This is a genomic window from Micromonospora sp. NPDC047670, assembly GCF_043204915.1.
Classification (GTDB): Bacteria; Actinomycetota; Actinomycetes; order Mycobacteriales; family Micromonosporaceae; genus Micromonospora.
Window position 1 is genome coordinate 292982 of the sequence record NZ_JBIDDA010000005.1, and the last position, 15871, is coordinate 308852.

The window sequence follows — 15871 nt, forward strand, 5'->3', positions numbered from 1 at the left end:
GGTGCGCGATCCGGCCCTGCCCCACCGGCATCGGGTGTCGGCGCTGCGCTCCTGCGTGCAGCTGTACCGGCCCATCGGCTTCCACGCCACGCTGAGCTTCCCTGAGGAGCAGGCCGGGCCGTTCCAGCGGGACGAGGCGGCCCTGCTCCGCGCGCTCGACGTCCTCGCCGCGAGCCGACTCGCCAGGCGGGCCGAGTTCCGTCGCAACGCCGCCGCCCGTGGCGCGGCCAAACGCCGCGGGCAGCGCAGCCCGCGCCCGGACGATCCGAATCCGCACCACGTGTGGGGTTACTGGTACGGCGCGCCCCGGCAGGCCGCGCTCCACGCGCTGACGGTCTGGCAGCGCGAGCGCCGGCCGGCCCTGCTGCCGCCCCTCGACCCGGTCGGGACGTGGCTGGACTCCTGCGTCCGCGCCTGCGTGGCGGCGGGAGGACCGTTGACGTCGGCCCAGCGGCAGCTCCTGGCCACCGCCGTCGACGCGCTCGACGAGCGCGTCCGCCCCGAGGTGTGGCGCGACGATCCGGTCGCCTACGACCGCGCGCGGGACCTGCTGCGGGTCGCCCAGTTCGTGGCGGTCGCGGCGAACGCCGCGTAGGTCGCGCGCAGTCTGGCCCTCTTCGTCTACCGGCCCTGGATCCGGTGCCAGGAGGGCGCCCCGGCCTTCGGCCACGTGCCCTCGGGCACGCCGCCGCAGGCAGCGGTGGGCGCCGCAGGCGTGCCATGGACGGCGGTGGCGCCGCGGGCGGGCTGCCGGTGAGGTTCCGGCTGACAGGTGGCGCAGAACCGCGCGGACGGCCGGTGCGCGAGTTCCTCGATGGGGATGTCGCGCGTGCATGCCTCGCAGGTGCCGTAGTGGCCCTGTTCCAGGTAGTGCAGCGCCCGGGCGATGTCGCCCAGGGCCCGCCGCGTGGCGGCGGTCAGCGCGGAGGCGGCCGCCACGTCGGCGCGCGTACGGCGGGCCTGCCGGTCCAGCAGCGCCAGCTGCGTGCTGTGCCGCTCGTACTGCTCCTCCAGGACGATCCGCAGCACGCCCAACTCGTCCTGCCTGCTCGCGACGTACACGATCGGGGTTCCTTCCTGCTCGGGGTGAAAAGAAAGGGCGGAGCGCTGATGCGCTCCGCCCGCCGGTGCCGGACATGTCAGTGTCGGCCGGGTGGCGGCGGGCGGCGCTGGCCGGGCGCCCGCCGGGTCGGCGGCGCGACGATCGGCGCGACGGCGCCCCGACGGGCGCGGGCGACCGCCGGCACGACGAGGTGACGCAGGATCGTGCCCGCGACGAGGTGAGCCGGCGCGTCCGTCGACGCCGCCGTGGCGGGGACCGGGCGCGGGCCCGCGGCAGCGTCGCGCAGCACCGCGGAGCGGGGCTGCCGGGACGGGCCGCAGATGATCACGGCGCCACCATAGACCGACCGCCCGGGCATCGGCCACCACCTGCGGCAGCGGCCACAGGGTGGCCACCGGCCTGGGCGCGCCGTCGCCGGCCCGGACGGGGGTTGACCTGCGACCGGGGTGCGGTGGTTGGCCGCCCTGCGCCGCCGCTCCCTCGGCTATCACGCCGCGGGGCCGGGCGGCCGGGTTTCGCCGTTCGCGCGACCCGACGCCGGTGGACGTCTCATCATCGAACTCTCAGCGACGTGACCGACGGTAGGTGGGACGAACGTGCGGGAGATGGCGGTTGCGCCGGTCGTCACCGACGTCGAGCTCGGCTTGGCCGAGGTGGTGTGGCGGAACGCCGAACGTGACCCGGACCAGGCGCAGTTCGTACGGTCGGACCCCGATCCCCGGTCCTGGCCGACCCGCCGGTCCGGGCGTGGCCCGAGCACCGTGACCTGCCGACAGTTCCGCGACGACGTGCAGGCGGTGGCCCGCGGTCTGGTGGCGGCCGGTGTCCAGCCGGGCGACCGGGTCGGGTTGATGAGCCGCACCCGGTACGAGTGGACCCTGGTGGACTACGCGCTGTGGTCCGTCGGCGCGGTGACGGTCCCCGTGTACGACACGTCGAGCGCGGACCAGTTGGCCTGGATCCTCTCCGACTCGGGGGCGGTCGCGTGCGTGGTGGAGACGGCCGAGCACGCCGCGGTGCTGGACGGCCTGCGCGACTCCCTGCCGGCACTGGCGCACGCGTGGCAGATCGACGCCGGAGACCTGATCAGACTGGCCGGCACCGGCCGCGCCGTCGAGATCGGGCAGGTGGAGGCCCGGCGCAGGCGGGTGTCGGCCGGGGACATCGCCACGATCGTGTACACCAGCGGCACGACCGGACGGCCGAAGGGTTGCGTTCTGACGCACGCCAACATCGCCCTGGACGTCGGCAACGCGACCGCCGTCCTGTCGCAGTTGTTCCATCCGGCGGCGTCGACGGTGCTGTTCCTGCCGCTGGCCCACGCCTTCGCCCGGATGATCCAGGTCGGCATGGTGCAGACCCGCGCCACCATGGTGCACAGCGCCGACATCGGCGGCGTGCTGGACCAGCTGCGCCGGTACCGTCCCACGTTCGTCCTGGCCGTGCCGCGGGTGTTCGAGAAGATCTACGACCGGGCGAGACGCAAGGCGGCCGACGAGCACCGGGGCTGGCTGTTCACGCTCGCCGACCGGGTGGCGGTGCGGTACAGCCGCGCGCTGGACACCCGCGGCGGACCTCGGCCCCCGCTGCGGCTGGCGCGTCTCGTGTTCGACCTGCTGGTCTACCGCAAACTGCGGGCGGCGCTGGGTGGGCGCTGCCGGGTGGCGATCGTCGGCGGAGCACCGCTGGGGCAACGCCTCGCGCACTTCTTCCGCGGCTCCGGCCTCACCGTGATCGAGGGATACGGGCTGACCGAGACCTCGCCCGCCCTCACGGCCAACACGCCGACGGCCATGCGGATCGGCACGGTGGGCCGTCCCCTGCCCGGAGTCGAGATCGCGATCGCCGAGGACGGGGAGATCCTGGCCCGGGGCTCGGTGGTCTTCCCCGGGTACTGGAACAACGCGGAGGCCACCCGCGAGACGTTCACCGACGGTTGGTTGCGCACCGGCGACCTCGGCGAACTCGACGACGACGGCTACCTGCGGGTCACCGGGCGCAAGAAGGACATCATCGTCACGGCGGCCGGCAAGAACATCGCCCCCGCCCCGATCGAGGACCAGGTACGCGCGGACCCGCTGGTCAGCCAGTGCGTGCTGATCGGCGACGAACGGCCGTACCTCGTCGCGCTGGTCACCATCGACCCGCAGGCGTGGCCCCGGTGGCGGGCCGCGCACGGCCGCCCGGAGGCGTCGGTGTCGGACCTGCGGGAGTCTCCCGAGCTGCGGGCAGCGGTGCAGCACGCCGTCGACCGGGCCAACCGCTCGGTGTCCCACGCCGAGGGGATCAAGGAGTTCCGCATCCTGCCCCGTGACCTCACCGAGGCCGACGGCGAACTCACCCCCACGTTGAAGGTGCGGCGGGCGGTGGTGCAGGAGCGCTACGCCACCGACATCGAGGCGCTCTACCGCGACCGCTGACGTCGTCCGGCGCGGCACGGTGTCGCTGCCGCACCGACCCGCCGGCCCGTCCGCGCCGGAATATGACGTGCGCCGTCCCGGCCGGCGCGTCTACGGTTCCGCCGTGGCTCTGGACATCGTGACCCTGGCGGACCGCCCGGACCTGGCACCGCTGCTCGACGAGGGCTTCGACGGGGCGTGGCCGCAGTTCATGCTCTGGGATCCGATGGGCGGCGTGTACTACAACGTCGCCAACGACCTGTATCCCGAGTTCGTGTTCGCCGCCGTCGACTCCGCCGAGCCCGGACGCGCCGTCGCCCGGGCGTACGCCGTGCCGCTGCGCTGGACGGAGGCGGAGCTGCCCGACGGCGGCTGGGACCGGGTGGTCCAGCGGGCCACCATCAACCGTCTCACCGGCGCCACCCCGAACATCGTCTCGGCGTTGGAGATCTGCATCCGCCCGGACCGGCGGGGCAGCGGGCTGTCGGCCCTGATGCTCGCCGCCATGCGGGAGGCCGTCGCGAAACGGGGCTACGACACGCTCGTCGCGCCGGTCCGCCCGAGCGGCAAGCACACCCAGCCCGACCTGCCGATGACCGAGTACGCGGCGCAGGTGCGCGAGGACGGCCTGCCGGTCGACCCGTGGCTGCGGGTGCACGTCCGCGCGGGCGGACGCATCGAACGCGTGGCTCCCCGCTCGATGACGATCACCGGGACGCTCGCCGACTGGCGCCGCTGGACGGGCCTGCCGTTCGACACCAGCGGCCCGGTCCACGTGCCGGGAGCCCTCGTGCCCGTGCACTGCGACGTGGCACACGACCACGCCGTCTACGTCGAGCCCAACGTCTGGGTCCGGCACCGCCTGTAGGCCGCGACGCACCCGCCACCGGTCACGCCGCGCCGAAGTGCCGGTACGACGCCGGGCGGGTGACCCCACGGAAGGTCGCAGCCCATCGCGGCCGGTTGTCAGCTCACTGGCGGCTGGCCCGCGACCGTGAGCCGCAGTTCGTGACCTCGGATTCGAAGTGGGCTCGGAGCGTGTCGTAGCTGACGCGGCCGTCATCGGTCTCAAACGACATGTCGGTCACGGGCGTACCGGCCGAAAACTGCGTCACGCGCACCCGCGACCGAGGGTCGCGATCCCCGAGGTCAGGCCGGCCGGACACGCACGTCGTGCGGCGCGGCGTCAGGCGCGGCGAGCCGGAGCATCCGGTGGCCCTCGGCGACGACCGCGTCGGTGTCGGCGGGACTCAGCCGAGTGAACGGCGCGACGGTGACGAACCCGGCGCGTCGGTCCAGCTCCCAGGTGCCGGACACCATCCCGTCGAGCAGGACGGTGGGTCTGACCAGGTCACCAACGCACACCCGGCGCCGGGTCTCGTCGGTCATGATCCGGGTCCGGTCGGCGAGGGCGAGCAGCAGGTTGTCGAAACCGGCGAGCAGGCGTACGGGCGCCGGCGTGTCGGGGTCGGGCCGGGGCGCGTCGGGAAGGTCGTACACCTGGCGGCCCGACTCGTCGCGGAAGGCGCGCAGCTCGCCGGCCATGTCGGCGACGACCTGCGGCAGCCCGCCGACGCCCGACCAGGCGCGCAGGTCCGCCGTCGTGGCCGGACCGAACGCGGCCAGGTAGCGCGACACCAGCCGCCTCGGGTCGGGCGGCTCCAACGCGCCGAGGCGCTCCTCGGCGAGGGCGAGCGGGGTGGCGCCGCGGGTGCCCCAGATGCCGCTGGGCGCGGGGTGCACCAGCGGAAGCAGGTACTGCGCGGACCACGCGAGTGCGGTGGGGTCGGCGCCCGGTCGGCGCTGCGCGAGGCGCCGTCCGAGTTCCGGGCGGCTCAGCGTGCGGCCGGCCAGGATCGCCCGGGCGTCGGCGACCAGTTCGGTCAGGTCGACGCCCACCGTACGCCGGCCGAACGCGTTGCGCTGCACCCGGGCCAGCAGCGGGCTCAGGATCGGGCGCAGCCACCGGAAGTCGCGGGCGCTGACCAGGTGCTGGGTGGCACGCAGCAGGCACGCGCGCACCAGGCGACCGTCCTCGACCGCCGCGGTCAGGTCGGCGAGCGTGAGATCGGTCAGCCGCGAGTGGAGGGCCAGGTACGGGTCGCCGGTGTGCTGGGCGTTGAGGCCGCCGATCGCCTCGACCGTCTCCACCACCCCGGTCGTGCCGCGTCCCAGTAGCAACTGCCGGCACAGCGTGGCCCGGTTCAGGGCCCGCCGGCCGAGGACCTCGCTCGAGGCCGGGGAACCCGGCCGACGGGCGCCCACCTCAGCGGACCTTGCGGAAGAAGTCGCGCACGTCGGCGGTGAACAGCCGGGGCTGTTCCAGGGCGAAGAAGTGCCCGCCCCGGTCGTACTCCGACCAGTGCACCACGTTGTGCTCGCGCTCGGCGAACCGACGGACCGTGATGTCCTTCGTGGTCGACACCAGAACGCCGGTGGGCACGGTGCCACGGGCACCGGCCGCCCAGTCGCCGGCGGCGTCGCTCCCGTCGTCGGGGCCCGGGTCACCCCACTGTCCCGCGTCGTCCGTCCACGCGTTCGCGGTGATGTCCTCGTAGTAGACCTGCGCGGACGATCCTCCCGCGCCGGTGAGCCAGTACAGGCTGACGTTGGTCAGCAGCCGGTCCCGGTCGACGACGGCCTCCAGGGTCGCGTCGGCGGGGCGGTCGGTCATGCGGTGGAACATCTCGACGATCCAGGCGAGCTGCGCCACCGGTGAGTCCTGCAGCCCGTACGCCAGCGTGTGCGGCGACTTGGCCTGGATCTGAAGGTATCCGTCGTTGTAGCTCTCCATCGCAGCGACACGTCGGCGCTCGGCGTCGGTGAGCCCGTCCTGCTCGCCCTCGACGCCGATCGGGTAGGTGACCAGGGCGTTGACGTGGACGCCGAGCACCCGGTCCGGGGCCTGCCGGCCCATGGCGGGAGCGACGTAGGAGCCGGTGTCGCCGCCCTGCACGCCGTACCGCTGGTAGCCGAGCCGGCTCATGAGGCGCACCATCGCGGTGGCCATCCGCTCGCTGCCCCAGCCCGGCTCGGCCAGCGGCGTGGAGAACGCGAACCCGGGCAGCGACGGGACGACGAGGTGGAACGCGTCGGCCGGGTCGCCGCCGTGTCCACGCGGGTCGGTCAGCGGGCCGATGACGTCGAGGAACTCCACGATCGAGCCTGGCCACCCGTGCAGGAGCATCAGCGGCGTCGCGTCCGGCTCGGGCGAGCGTACGTGCAGGAAGTGGATGAGCTGCCCGTCGATCTCGGTGACGAACTGCGGGATCTTGTTCAGCTCCGCCTCGTGTGCCCGCCAGTCGTAGCCGGTGCTCCAGTGCTCGGCCAGCTCCCGCAGGTACGCGACGGGCACGCCGCGAGTCCAGCCGACGTCGGGCAGGACCGGCCAGCGGGTGCTGGCCAGCCGAGCGGTCAGGTCGTCCCACTGATCCTGCGGGACGTCGATGCGGAATGGGCGAATCTCGGAATCGGTCACGGCCACCACGCTAGGAGCCGGTTAGGTCAGGACCCTTCCTAACCGGACTGGCATCCTGTGCCCATGCTGACGAACTCGGCCCGGCTGCTGAGACTGCTGTCGCTGTTGCAGACACGCCGGCACTGGCCCGGCGCCGATCTCGCCGACCGGCTCGGCGTGACGACCCGTACCGTGCGCCGGGACGTCGAGCGGCTGCGTGAACTGGGCTACCCGGTGCACGCGACCCGGGGCAGCGCCGGCTACCGGCTGGGCGCCGGCGCGGCCATGCCGCCCCTGCTGCTCGACGACGACGAAGCCGTCGCCGTAGCCATCGGCCTGCGTACCGCCACCGCCAGCTCGGTGACCGGCATCGAGGAGACCTCGCTGCGCGCGCTGGGCAAGCTGGAGCAGGTGTTGCCGTCCCGGCTGCGGCACCGGGTCACCACGCTGCAACAGGCGACCGTCGCGGCTCCCGTGGGCGGCCCCCGGGTCGACCCGGACGTGCTGCTCACGATCTCCGAGGCCAAGGGCCGGCGCGAGCGTCTCCGGTTCGACTACACCAGCCACCACGGCACGGAGACGGTACGTGACGTGGAGCCGCACGCCCTGGTCAACTGGGGCCGGCACTGGTATCTCGTCGCCTGGGACACCGATCGGGAGGACTGGCGCACCTTCCGCGTGGACCGGCTGCGCACCCGCGTCCCGACGGGGCCCCGGTTCACCCCCAGGGATCCACCCGACGGCGACGTGACCGCGTACCTGTCGCGGCAACTGTCCACCGGGCCGTGGGCCGTGCGGGCGACCGTCACCCTGCACCAGCCGGCGACCGCCGTGGCCGACCTGGTGTGGCCGGGGATGGGCGCGGTCGAGCCCGTCGACGACGGATCGTGTCTGCTGCACCTGGGCGCCGAGTCGGCGGCGGACCTGGCCTGGATGGTCACCTCGGTCGGCGTCGACTTCACCGTGACCGGTCCGCCGGAACTCGTGGACGCGATCCGCGCCCTCGCCGACCGCTGCCGCCGGGGCCTCCGGCCGCGCCAACCGATCCTTGACGCCCCACCTAGGCATGATTAGGGTCCGGGCCGTAATGGCATCGACGATCGGAGCCCGCCATGCCCATCAGCCGTCGCTCACTCCTGACAAGCAGTTGTCTCACCGGTGCCGCACTGGCAGTGGGCCACGGATCGGCCTCCACGCCGGCACTCGCGCAGGACGACAATGAGCTAACCCCGACGAGTTTCGGTCCGGCCTCTTTGACAGCCGCCGTCCGCGGTGCCGCCGTCATCGGCGACAGCGTCTTCATCACCTCCCGGTTCAACACCCCCGAGGGGAAGATGCGGCTGGGCGAGTTCGACGTCAACACCGGCGAGATGCGCGGCATCGACGACCTCACCATCGCCAGCAACGGCGGGCAGAAGCTCGCCGCCGACGGCCGCTACGTCTACATCGGCCCCGCCGGCAGCGCGTACGTCCACCGGTTCGACCCGCAGACCAGGGAGCTGGTGGCCTAGGCCCGCGCCGGGGGCAGCACCACCTGGTACTACGACATGGTCGTGCACGGCGAGCACCTCTACATCGGCACGTACCCGGACTGCACCGTCAAGCGGATCCGCCTGGCCGACGCGACCGTCGAGACGTACGGCCGCATCTCCACCTCCCAGTACGCGGCGGCCGTGGCGGTCGACGACGAGTACGTCTACGGCGGGTCGGCCGCGCCCGGCACGCTGCTGGCCTGGCCGAAGGCCGGCGGCGCCGCCACCAACCTGACCCCGCACCTGAGCGCCTCGCCGGTCGGCATCCTCGACATGGCGGTCTCCGACGGCGTCGTCTACGTCGCCAGCGGCCGGCAGCTGATCTCCTTCCACCGCGACGGCTCCCACCGGGTCTCCCGGGACATCCCCGCCGAGGACCGCTACGTCGACCAGGTCACCGTCGGCAGCGACGGCAAGGTGTACGCGCTGACCCGGCTCACCACCAACCTGTACGAGGTCACCGCCGACGGCCTGGTGAAGGTCGGCCAGCCCCTCGCCGACGTGGAGAACATGCTCCTCGCCCCGCTGCCCGGCGGCGCGCTGCTCGGCGTCAGCGGGCTGGGGCACGTCTGGAGGACGACGCCGGGCGGCACCGCCAGCGTGTGGCAGACCGCCACCCGGGGCTTCGGCTACCCCGAGACCATCCAGTCGATGATGCGCCACACCCGGGGCACGATCTGGGTCGGCGGCCACTACGCGATGACGGTGCACCGCACCGAGGCCGGCACCAACGACCGGTTCGACATCAACGGTGAGGTCAAGACGATGGCCGAGGGCAAGGCCGGCGTGGTCTACGCGGGCCTGTACCCGAGCACGCAGATCGTGGCGGTCGACCCCGACGACTACGGGATCAGGGTGCTGGGCCTGCTCGGCAACGAGCAGCTGCGCACCAAGCGGATCGTCGTGGACCAGCCGCGCAACCAGCTCGTCGTGGCGTCCAGCCCGCAGACCACCAAGCACACCGGCGCGCTGACCTTCGTCGACCTGGCCACCAACGCCTTCGACTCGCACCGCGAGTTCCTGCCCGAGCAGAGCGTCATGGACGTGGTGGTGCAGGGCGCCACCGCCTACATCGCCGGCGACACCTACGGCGAGGGCACCACCGGCCCGATCCGCAAGGTCGCGCAGGTGGCGGCCGTCGACATCGTCACCCGTACGCTGCTGTGGCGCGAGGAGATCAAGCCGGACTGGCAGTCTTACGAGAGCCTGCACGTGGTGGGCAACCTGCTCTACGCCATGGGCCGGCGACCGCGCGGCGCCTGGTTCGCCTACGACCTGCACACCCGCACCATCGTCATGGAGGGCGATCTCGGCGGGTACGGGCAGTTCAACGGGGTCGACGGCCGGGTGTTCTCCTGGGTGCACTGGACCAACGACATCTGCGAGCTGCCGACCGTGCCGGGCGGCGCGGTAACCACGCTCTACGACAACGTGCCACGCGGCTGGTACAACAACCCGTCGTTCCACTTCACCCCGGACGGCAGGTCGACCTGGGGCATGCACGGCACGGACCTGGCCCGCTTCCCGTTGCCCAAGAAGTAGTCCACCGAACGCGGGATGGGGCGGGCGTGCCCGCCCGCCCCACCCGTCGCAGTTCACGCCGGCTCGGGAGCCGGCCCGGTGTAGCCGCTGCTCCACCGGAACCGGTTGCTCGGCTGGGCGTACTCCTCGACGACGTGCGCGATCCAGCCCGCCGTACGGGCGACCGCGAAGATCACCTCCGCCGCGCCCGGCCCCATGCCGGTCGCGTGCGCCAACGCGGCGAGGGCGAAGTCGACATTGGGCAGGGCGTCGCGCCGCGCCGCCGTGGCGAGCAGGTCGTCGACGGTCCGCCGCAGCCCGTCCCCGACCGGCAACTTTGCGACGAGACCGAGGAGGGTCGCTCCGCGCGGGTCGCCCGCGGGATACAGCGGATGCCCGAAGCCGGGCAGCCCGCCGGTCCGCAGCCACTCGGCGATCGCGGCCGGCGCCCCGTCGCGCCGCGCGGCCTCGATCAACCGGTGGACGCTGCCGCCGACCGCGCCGTGCATCGGCCCGTCCAGCGCGCCGAGGCCGGCCAGCACCGCCGCGTACGGGTTCGCCCGGGTCGACGCCGCCACGCGCGCCGCGATGGTCGACGCGGCCAGGTCGTGGTCGGCGAGCAGGACGAGTGCGGCGTTGAGCGCCCGCAGACCCGCCGCGGACGCAGGCAGGCCCGTCAACCGGGACCACAGCCGGGTCGCCAGGGCGTCGTCGGCGGGCGCCTCGCCCGCGAGGGGCAGCGCGTCGACCATCGTGGCGAGCAACGCGGGCGCGAGCGCCGTCACGGTGGCCGGCGCCAGGTCGAAGCGCAGCGGGTCCATCGCGGCCGCGGCGGCGACGACCACCGGCAGCCGGTCGAAGAGCCGGGCCTGGGCGGGCAGGTGCCTGCTCGCCCGCCTCGCCGTCTCGACGGTCTCCGCGGGCGCCGTGAACGCCTTCCGGTGCCGCTGTCCCGTCCACAGCCAGTGCGCGACCTCCTCGAACGGCGTCACCGGCGCCAGCTTCGCGACATCCAGGCCCCGGTAGTGCAGCCGCCCGTACGCGATCAACGTGGTGGCGGTCCGCATCGCCGGGGCGGCATCGCGTTCCGGCCGGGTCGCCTGCGTGTGGGCCGCCAACCGCTCGACGTCGGCCAGCCGGAAGCGGCTGATCCGTTCGCCGGGAACCTTGACCCGGGCAAGCAACCCCCGGCTGACGTACGCGTAGATCGTCTCCGGTTTGATGCGCAGGCGGTGCGCCACCTCGGCGGTGGTGAGCAGCTGGTCCCCGGACATGTGGCCATGCTCTCACGTTGACTGGATCAATGTTGACTGTGGTGATGCGTGGGCGTGACGCTGCCGGCATGGCTGACACCATCACCGTTCCCCGCGGACTCGCCGGCGTCGCGGTCACCGACACCACGATCGGCCACGTCCGCGGCCAGGAGGGCTTCTACCACTACCGGCAGTACTCCGCCATCGACCTGGCCGAGCGCCGCACCCTCGAGGACGTATGGGCGCTGCTCATCGACGGCCACCTTCCCACCGACCCCAAGGGGCTGCACCAGGAGATCGCGCCGCTGCGCCACATCCCGCCCGCGGTGGCCGCCGCGCTGCCCGACATCGCCGCCGCGTCGACGTCGCACGACCCGATGGGCGGGCTGCGCGCCGCGCTGGCCGTCGCCGGCCTCGCCGCCGGAGCCCGCCCGCTCTACGACACCACACCCGCCGAACGCCGGGCCCAGGCCATGGCGCTCTGCGCCCTCACCCCCAGCCTGCTGGCGGCGCTGTTCCGGCTGCGCGCGGGCCTGGAGCCGATCGGGTCGCGCGACGACCTGTCGCACGCGGCGAACTACCTGTACATGATCACCGGCGAGGAGCCCTCCGAACTCCACGCCCGGGCGATCGAGCGGTACCTGATCGCCACCGTCGACCACGGCTTCAACGCGTCGACCTTCACCGCCCGCGTCATCGCCTCCACCGGCGCCGACCTCTACGCCTGCGTCGGCGGCGCCCTCGGGGCACTCTCCGGCCCCCTGCACGGCGGAGCTCCCAGCCGGGCCCTCGACACCCTCGACGCCATCGGCTCCGTCGACCGGGCCGACCCGTGGCTGCGCGCGCGCATCCTGAACGGCGAGCGGATCATGGGGTTCGGGCACCCGATCTACCGCACGGAGGACCCCCGCTCCCGCATGCTCAAGGGGATCGCCCAGTCCCTCGGCGGGCCGCTGGTGGACTTCGCCGTGGCCGTCGAGGAGCGGGTGCTGTCGTTGCTGGCGGAGCTGAAGCCCGGCCGGGAACTGCACACCAACGTCGAGTACTACGCCGGTGTCGTCATGCACCTGTGCGGGCTACCCCGGGAGATGTTCACGCCGACCTTCGCCACCAGCCGGGTCATCGGGTGGTGCGCGAACGTACTCGAACAGGCCGAGGACACGAAGATCATCCGGCCGGACTCGCGCTACGTCGGGCCTCCCCCGCCGCAGCCGGTGCCCTAAGCAGCCCACCGGTCAGGTCATCGCGGGCTCCTCTGCGGGTCGGTGGGCGGGGAGGGCTCATCCGCCGACCGGGAGAGCTTGTCGGGGTTGGTCACGGAGAAGACTCGGCGCACCATCTCCCGGTCGGGGTCGAGGTCGAGCACGAGGACGGCGAGCGGGGCGCCACGCTCGAACAGGATCGCCGCGGGGTCGCCGTTGACCCGCCGGTAACGGATGTCGAGCCCGGCCGGCACGTCGGCGGCGACCGCCAGGAGCAGCCCCGCCACGTCGTCGCGGCCGTGCACCGGGTGCAGGCTGGTGGCCGGTCCCTTGCCCCCGCCGTCGGTCCACAGGGTGACGTCCGGCGCGAGGACGGCCAGCAGCCCGCGCAGGTCATCGCCGAGCGCCGCGGTAAGGAACCGCTCGGTCACCTGCTGCTGGAGCCCCGGATCCGACGGGAAACGGGCCAGCGCGCCTGCACGTGCTCCCGCGCCCGGTGCGCGAGCTGACGCACCGCCGCCGGCGAGCGACCGATGATGGCCGCGATCTCGGTGTGCGGGTAGCCGAACACCTCGTGCAGCACGAAGACGGCCCGTTCGGCGCTGCTGAGGGTCTCCAACACCACCAGCAATGCCATCGACGACGATTCGGCACGCAGGACGGCGTCGACGCGGCCCACGACGCCGGCCTGAAGGCAATCGCGCACGCGGTCACGACCCGGGAGGTCACCGTCGCCCTGGACGCCGGCATCGACGGGCTGGCGCACGTCTACGCCGACGCCGACGAGACCGCTCGGCGACTCGCGGACCGGATCGCCGCCGAGGGCGTCTTCGTGGTCACCACCCTCGCCTACTTCGAGGCGATCAGCCAGAGAACGGCCGCCGACCACATGAGCCCCGCCACCGCCGCCAAGGCCGCGCACGCCGCCCGGATGCCACGCGAGGCCGGCGTCGCCCTGCTGGCCACCACCGCCATCGTCGACGTCTGGCGTCGCGGCGTACGCCAGACCCGGCAGCCGGCCCTCGCCGACACCCGGCAGAAGTGACGGCCGACGACGTGACAACCAACGTACGCGACCACGCCGGGCGGTGCCGGGCGAACAGTCCCATGACCGTCCGGCACGACGGCCGCGCGGTCGGCCTCGGCGTCTGCCCGTCGGTCAGGGCCACGGCGGACGAGGTGACAGCGGCAGTTCAGGTTCCCTACCGACGGCCAGTCGCGCTGTCACGATCCGTGACACGGTTTGCGTGCTCAGTCTGGACCGGCGAGCGGCGTTCGCGGCTCGGAGCGAGGTGAATGCCGAGATCGGTACGGCCGGGCAGTAGGTTTTCGTGCAGAGCCCGTGTGCCGTGATAGTCACCGTCACGGAGGCGCCGATAGCGCCGGGCCGGTTCCGAGCCGGCCGTGCGTACCCGTTCGCGCAACCGTTCGATCTCGTGGTCGACACCGGCGCTGTCCAGACCGTCGGCGTCGTGAATCACGTGCAGGTCCAGAGTCTCGATGCCCACGTACCAGAAGACGCCGTGTGTCAGCGGGAACAGCAGGGAGTCGAGATCGCCGCTGATGCCGCGCGGGCCTATCGACTTCGCGTCCTCTCCGGCGGTCACCACGATCAGCGCCTTGCGCCCGGCGAGTCCGCCGTCGCCGTAACGCCGGGGCACCCCGAGTTCAGGGTCGGTGTCCCCGTACGCGAACCCGCTGGTGAGCACTCGGTCGAACCAGCCTTTCAGGATCGCCGGCGGCCCGTACCACCACAGGGGGAACTGCACGATCAGCAACTCGGCGGCGGCGAGCTTGGCCTGCTCCGTGCGCACATCTTCGGGTGTCTGGCCTCGCGCGTACGCCTCGCCCGCCAGTTCGGCGATGTTGCCGGGCTTGCCGGCCAGGTCGCCGAGGTCACGGTCGCCGAGGACGGGGTCGAAGCCTTGTGCGTACAGGTCGGAGCGCAGAACCTCGTAGCGTTCCGAGAGCGCCTCGACTCCGGCGGTGAAGAGGCGGTCGTTGAAGGACCCGCGGCGCGGATGCGCGTACACCCAGAGGGCGGTGCCGGTCTTCGGGGAATGGCTGATGGTCATGGGTTCGTCTCCGTCGTGTCGGGCCCTGCGTCAACGGCGAGGGCGGTGATGACGCGGGTGAGTACGTCGCGCGCGCGGGCGGGGCTGATCCGGCCGGCGAGCGCGCTGCGGGCCAGGGCGTCACCGGCGCCGATCAACGCGTGCAGCCCGGCGACGTCGATCGGCCCGCAGAAGGGTTCGAGTGCCGTACGGCATCGGGTGAGGTATGCGTCCTCCGCCTCCTGACGCACCTGGCTGAGGGTGGCGGAGCCGGCGAGTGCGGCGACCACGTCGGCCAGCTCGCGCCCTTCCGCGAGGCAGCAGTCGATGTAGGCCCCCGCGACGACGCTCGCCACCGCCGCGAGGGAGGGTGCGGCCTCGTTCAGTGCGCTGTCCAGTGCTTCTTGCTGGCGGGCCTCGAACTCGCGGTACAGCTCCGCGAGGATGCCGGCCCGGTCGCCGAAGTGTCCGTAGACCAGGGGTTTGGTTACTCCGGCCCGCTCGGCGAGTCGTCCGAGGGTGAGTTCGTTCGTGCCCTTGTCCCGAATGAGCTGACGTGCCACCTCGAGAAGCTGGGCGTGGCGCGCCGCTTTCGACAGCCGTCGACGCGGGGCGGTGTCTTCGACGTCATGCATGCGATCCCCAATCTAGTTACCGTTGGTAACTTACCAGAGGTAACTTACTGGATCACGTGAGATGCGGCTCGCCCTCCCCATGCCGCCGCCCGTGCGTGGGCACTGTCAGCAGTGAAAGCGACGTGGCACCTCTGCCTCGCCGGTGGGCGTCGGCGCCCACGTGACTTCCTTCGCTGAAGGCTTGCCGGTGGCGAGGTAGGCGCTGACTGGATGCTCATCCGCCGCAACCGCATCGCCGGCGAGCTGGCTCTCTACCTGTGCTGGTCACCACACGGCGCCGGTGCACACCCTGGTCCGAGTAAACGGCTCCCACTGGAGCATCGAGGAGCTGTTCCGAACCGGCAAAGGCCAGGTCGGCCTGGACCACTACCAGGTCCGCGGCCGGGGCGGCTGGCACCGCTTCATCACCCTGGCCCTGCTCGCCCTGGCCGTTCCGACCATCCTCGCCGCGCAGCAGCTCAGCGCCGGCCCGGAGATCATCGCGTTGACCGTCGCCGAGATCCGCCGACTCCTCAACGCCTTCGTCCTCGCCGTGACGCTTCCACCAGCGCACACCCTGCACTGGTCGATGTGGCGACGAACATCCCTAGCCCGAGCCCGACGAGCCCACTACCAGCACAGACAGGCGAAGTGACGTCTTGACCTGGCAGACGCAGGAACCCGCGAGCAGGGCCGCGGCCGTCACGGCAATCGTGCTGGCCCTGACCGGTCTGGCGGCGTGCGTGGTGGCCGGGCCGGCCCGGACAGCACCCGCC

The 15871-nt window shown here is 72.7% G+C and carries 18 protein-coding genes; 9 read left to right on the plus strand and 9 right to left on the minus strand.

The features are described from left to right. Nucleotide 1: 1 nt before the first annotated feature. Nucleotides 2-595 (plus strand): hypothetical protein, encoded by a 594-nt coding sequence (locus tag ACGF7U_RS14935; protein WP_393106706.1) that lies wholly within the window; start codon nucleotides 2-4, stop codon nucleotides 593-595. Between the two features lie 26 nt (nucleotides 596-621). On the opposite strand, the gene ACGF7U_RS14940 is transcribed toward ACGF7U_RS14935, so the two are convergent. Next, nucleotides 622-1062, minus strand: coding sequence for a TraR/DksA family transcriptional regulator (locus ACGF7U_RS14940; protein ID WP_393106708.1), 441 nt, complete (start codon nucleotides 1060-1062; stop codon nucleotides 622-624). Nucleotides 1063-1139: 77 nt separating this feature from the next. Next, nucleotides 1140-1391, minus strand: coding sequence for a hypothetical protein (locus ACGF7U_RS14945; protein WP_393106711.1), 252 nt, complete (start codon nucleotides 1389-1391; stop codon nucleotides 1140-1142). Nucleotides 1392-1659: 268 nt separating this feature from the next. Between ACGF7U_RS14945 and ACGF7U_RS14950 the strand changes: the two genes are divergently transcribed. Both ACGF7U_RS14950 and ACGF7U_RS14955 read left to right on the plus strand, forming a co-directional pair. After that, nucleotides 1660-3483, plus strand: a complete 1824-nt coding sequence (locus tag ACGF7U_RS14950) for an AMP-dependent synthetase/ligase (RefSeq protein ID WP_393106713.1) — start codon at nucleotides 1660-1662, stop codon at nucleotides 3481-3483. Between the two features lie 103 nt (nucleotides 3484-3586). After that, nucleotides 3587-4330, plus strand: coding sequence for an N-acetyltransferase (locus ACGF7U_RS14955; RefSeq protein WP_393106715.1), 744 nt, complete (start codon nucleotides 3587-3589; stop codon nucleotides 4328-4330). Nucleotides 4331-4611: 281 nt separating this feature from the next. On the opposite strand, the gene ACGF7U_RS14960 is transcribed toward ACGF7U_RS14955, so the two are convergent. After that, nucleotides 4612-5727 (minus strand): winged helix DNA-binding domain-containing protein, encoded by a 1116-nt coding sequence (locus ACGF7U_RS14960; RefSeq protein ID WP_393106717.1) that lies wholly within the window; start codon nucleotides 5725-5727, stop codon nucleotides 4612-4614. Between the two features lies 1 nt (nucleotide 5728). Further along, nucleotides 5729-6925 (minus strand): epoxide hydrolase family protein, encoded by a 1197-nt coding sequence (locus ACGF7U_RS14965; protein ID WP_393107163.1) that lies wholly within the window; start codon nucleotides 6923-6925, stop codon nucleotides 5729-5731. Between the two features lie 78 nt (nucleotides 6926-7003). On the opposite strand from ACGF7U_RS14965, the gene ACGF7U_RS14970 reads away from it, so the two are divergent. The 3 genes from ACGF7U_RS14970 to ACGF7U_RS14980 all read left to right on the plus strand — a co-directional run bounded on the left by ACGF7U_RS14970 (nucleotide 7004) and on the right by ACGF7U_RS14980 (nucleotide 9993). Next, nucleotides 7004-7993: a helix-turn-helix transcriptional regulator gene (locus ACGF7U_RS14970; protein ID WP_393106719.1), complete on the plus strand. Its 990-nt coding sequence runs from the start codon at nucleotides 7004-7006 to the stop codon at nucleotides 7991-7993. Between the two features lie 179 nt (nucleotides 7994-8172). Further along, the gene (locus ACGF7U_RS14975; RefSeq protein ID WP_393106721.1) at nucleotides 8173-8430 is read left to right on the plus strand and encodes a hypothetical protein; all 258 of its coding nucleotides are present in this window, start codon (nucleotides 8173-8175) and stop codon (nucleotides 8428-8430) included. Between the two features lie 42 nt (nucleotides 8431-8472). Continuing rightward, the gene (locus ACGF7U_RS14980; protein WP_393106723.1) at nucleotides 8473-9993 is read left to right on the plus strand and encodes a hypothetical protein; all 1521 of its coding nucleotides are present in this window, start codon (nucleotides 8473-8475) and stop codon (nucleotides 9991-9993) included. Between the two features lie 53 nt (nucleotides 9994-10046). On the opposite strand, the gene ACGF7U_RS14985 is transcribed toward ACGF7U_RS14980, so the two are convergent. Beyond that, nucleotides 10047-11246, minus strand: coding sequence for a citrate/2-methylcitrate synthase (locus tag ACGF7U_RS14985; RefSeq protein WP_393106725.1), 1200 nt, complete (start codon nucleotides 11244-11246; stop codon nucleotides 10047-10049). A gap of 68 nt (nucleotides 11247-11314) precedes the next feature. Between ACGF7U_RS14985 and ACGF7U_RS14990 the strand changes: the two genes are divergently transcribed. Continuing rightward, nucleotides 11315-12448, plus strand: a complete 1134-nt coding sequence (locus ACGF7U_RS14990) for a citrate/2-methylcitrate synthase (RefSeq protein WP_393106727.1) — start codon at nucleotides 11315-11317, stop codon at nucleotides 12446-12448. A gap of 17 nt (nucleotides 12449-12465) precedes the next feature. Here ACGF7U_RS14990 and ACGF7U_RS14995 read toward each other — a convergent pair whose 3' ends face one another. Together ACGF7U_RS14995 and ACGF7U_RS15000 are read right to left on the minus strand one after the other, a co-directional pair. Further along, complete coding sequence (locus ACGF7U_RS14995; RefSeq protein ID WP_393106729.1) at nucleotides 12466-12858, minus strand: hypothetical protein; 393 nt, start codon at nucleotides 12856-12858, stop codon at nucleotides 12466-12468. Continuing rightward, entirely contained in the window at nucleotides 12855-13010 is a 156-nt protein-coding gene (locus tag ACGF7U_RS15000; RefSeq protein ID WP_393106731.1) for a sigma factor-like helix-turn-helix DNA-binding protein, read from the minus strand. The genes ACGF7U_RS14995 and ACGF7U_RS15000 overlap by 4 nt, the downstream gene beginning before the upstream one ends. Between ACGF7U_RS15000 and ACGF7U_RS15005 the strand changes: the two genes are divergently transcribed. Then, nucleotides 13002-13472, plus strand: coding sequence for a hypothetical protein (locus ACGF7U_RS15005; RefSeq protein ID WP_393106733.1), 471 nt, complete (start codon nucleotides 13002-13004; stop codon nucleotides 13470-13472). The two genes, ACGF7U_RS15000 and ACGF7U_RS15005, sit on opposite strands and share 9 nt — an antisense overlap. Before the next feature lie 157 nt (nucleotides 13473-13629). Here the strand turns inward: ACGF7U_RS15005 and ACGF7U_RS15010 are convergent, their stop codons facing one another. Both ACGF7U_RS15010 and ACGF7U_RS15015 read right to left on the minus strand, forming a co-directional pair. Continuing rightward, entirely contained in the window at nucleotides 13630-14502 is an 873-nt protein-coding gene (locus ACGF7U_RS15010; protein ID WP_393106735.1) for an NAD(P)H-dependent oxidoreductase, read from the minus strand. Beyond that, nucleotides 14499-15116, minus strand: a complete 618-nt coding sequence (locus ACGF7U_RS15015; protein ID WP_393106737.1) for a TetR/AcrR family transcriptional regulator — start codon at nucleotides 15114-15116, stop codon at nucleotides 14499-14501. Before ACGF7U_RS15015 ends, ACGF7U_RS15010 begins: the two co-directional genes overlap by 4 nt. A 280-nt stretch (nucleotides 15117-15396) precedes the next feature. Here ACGF7U_RS15015 and ACGF7U_RS15020 point away from each other — a divergent pair, with 280 nt between their 5' ends. Further along, nucleotides 15397-15750 (plus strand): hypothetical protein, encoded by a 354-nt coding sequence (locus ACGF7U_RS15020; protein WP_393106739.1) that lies wholly within the window; start codon nucleotides 15397-15399, stop codon nucleotides 15748-15750. Nucleotides 15751-15871: the final 121 nt, after the last annotated feature.

Bases quoted from the DNA above. Each gene is read 5' to 3' on its own strand.
- ACGF7U_RS14970 (WP_393106719.1), top strand. From the start codon at position 7,004: ATGCTGACGAACTCGGCCCGGCTGCTGAGACTGCTGTCGCTGTTGCAG.
- ACGF7U_RS14985 (WP_393106725.1), bottom strand. From the start codon at position 11,246: ATGTCCGGGGACCAGCTGCTCACCACCGCCGAGGTGGCGCACCGCCTG.
- ACGF7U_RS14990 (WP_393106727.1), top strand. From the start codon at position 11,315: ATGGCTGACACCATCACCGTTCCCCGCGGACTCGCCGGCGTCGCGGTC.
- ACGF7U_RS15010 (WP_393106735.1), bottom strand. From the start codon at position 14,502: ATGACCATCAGCCATTCCCCGAAGACCGGCACCGCCCTCTGGGTGTAC.
- ACGF7U_RS15015 (WP_393106737.1), bottom strand. From the start codon at position 15,116: ATGCATGACGTCGAAGACACCGCCCCGCGTCGACGGCTGTCGAAAGCG.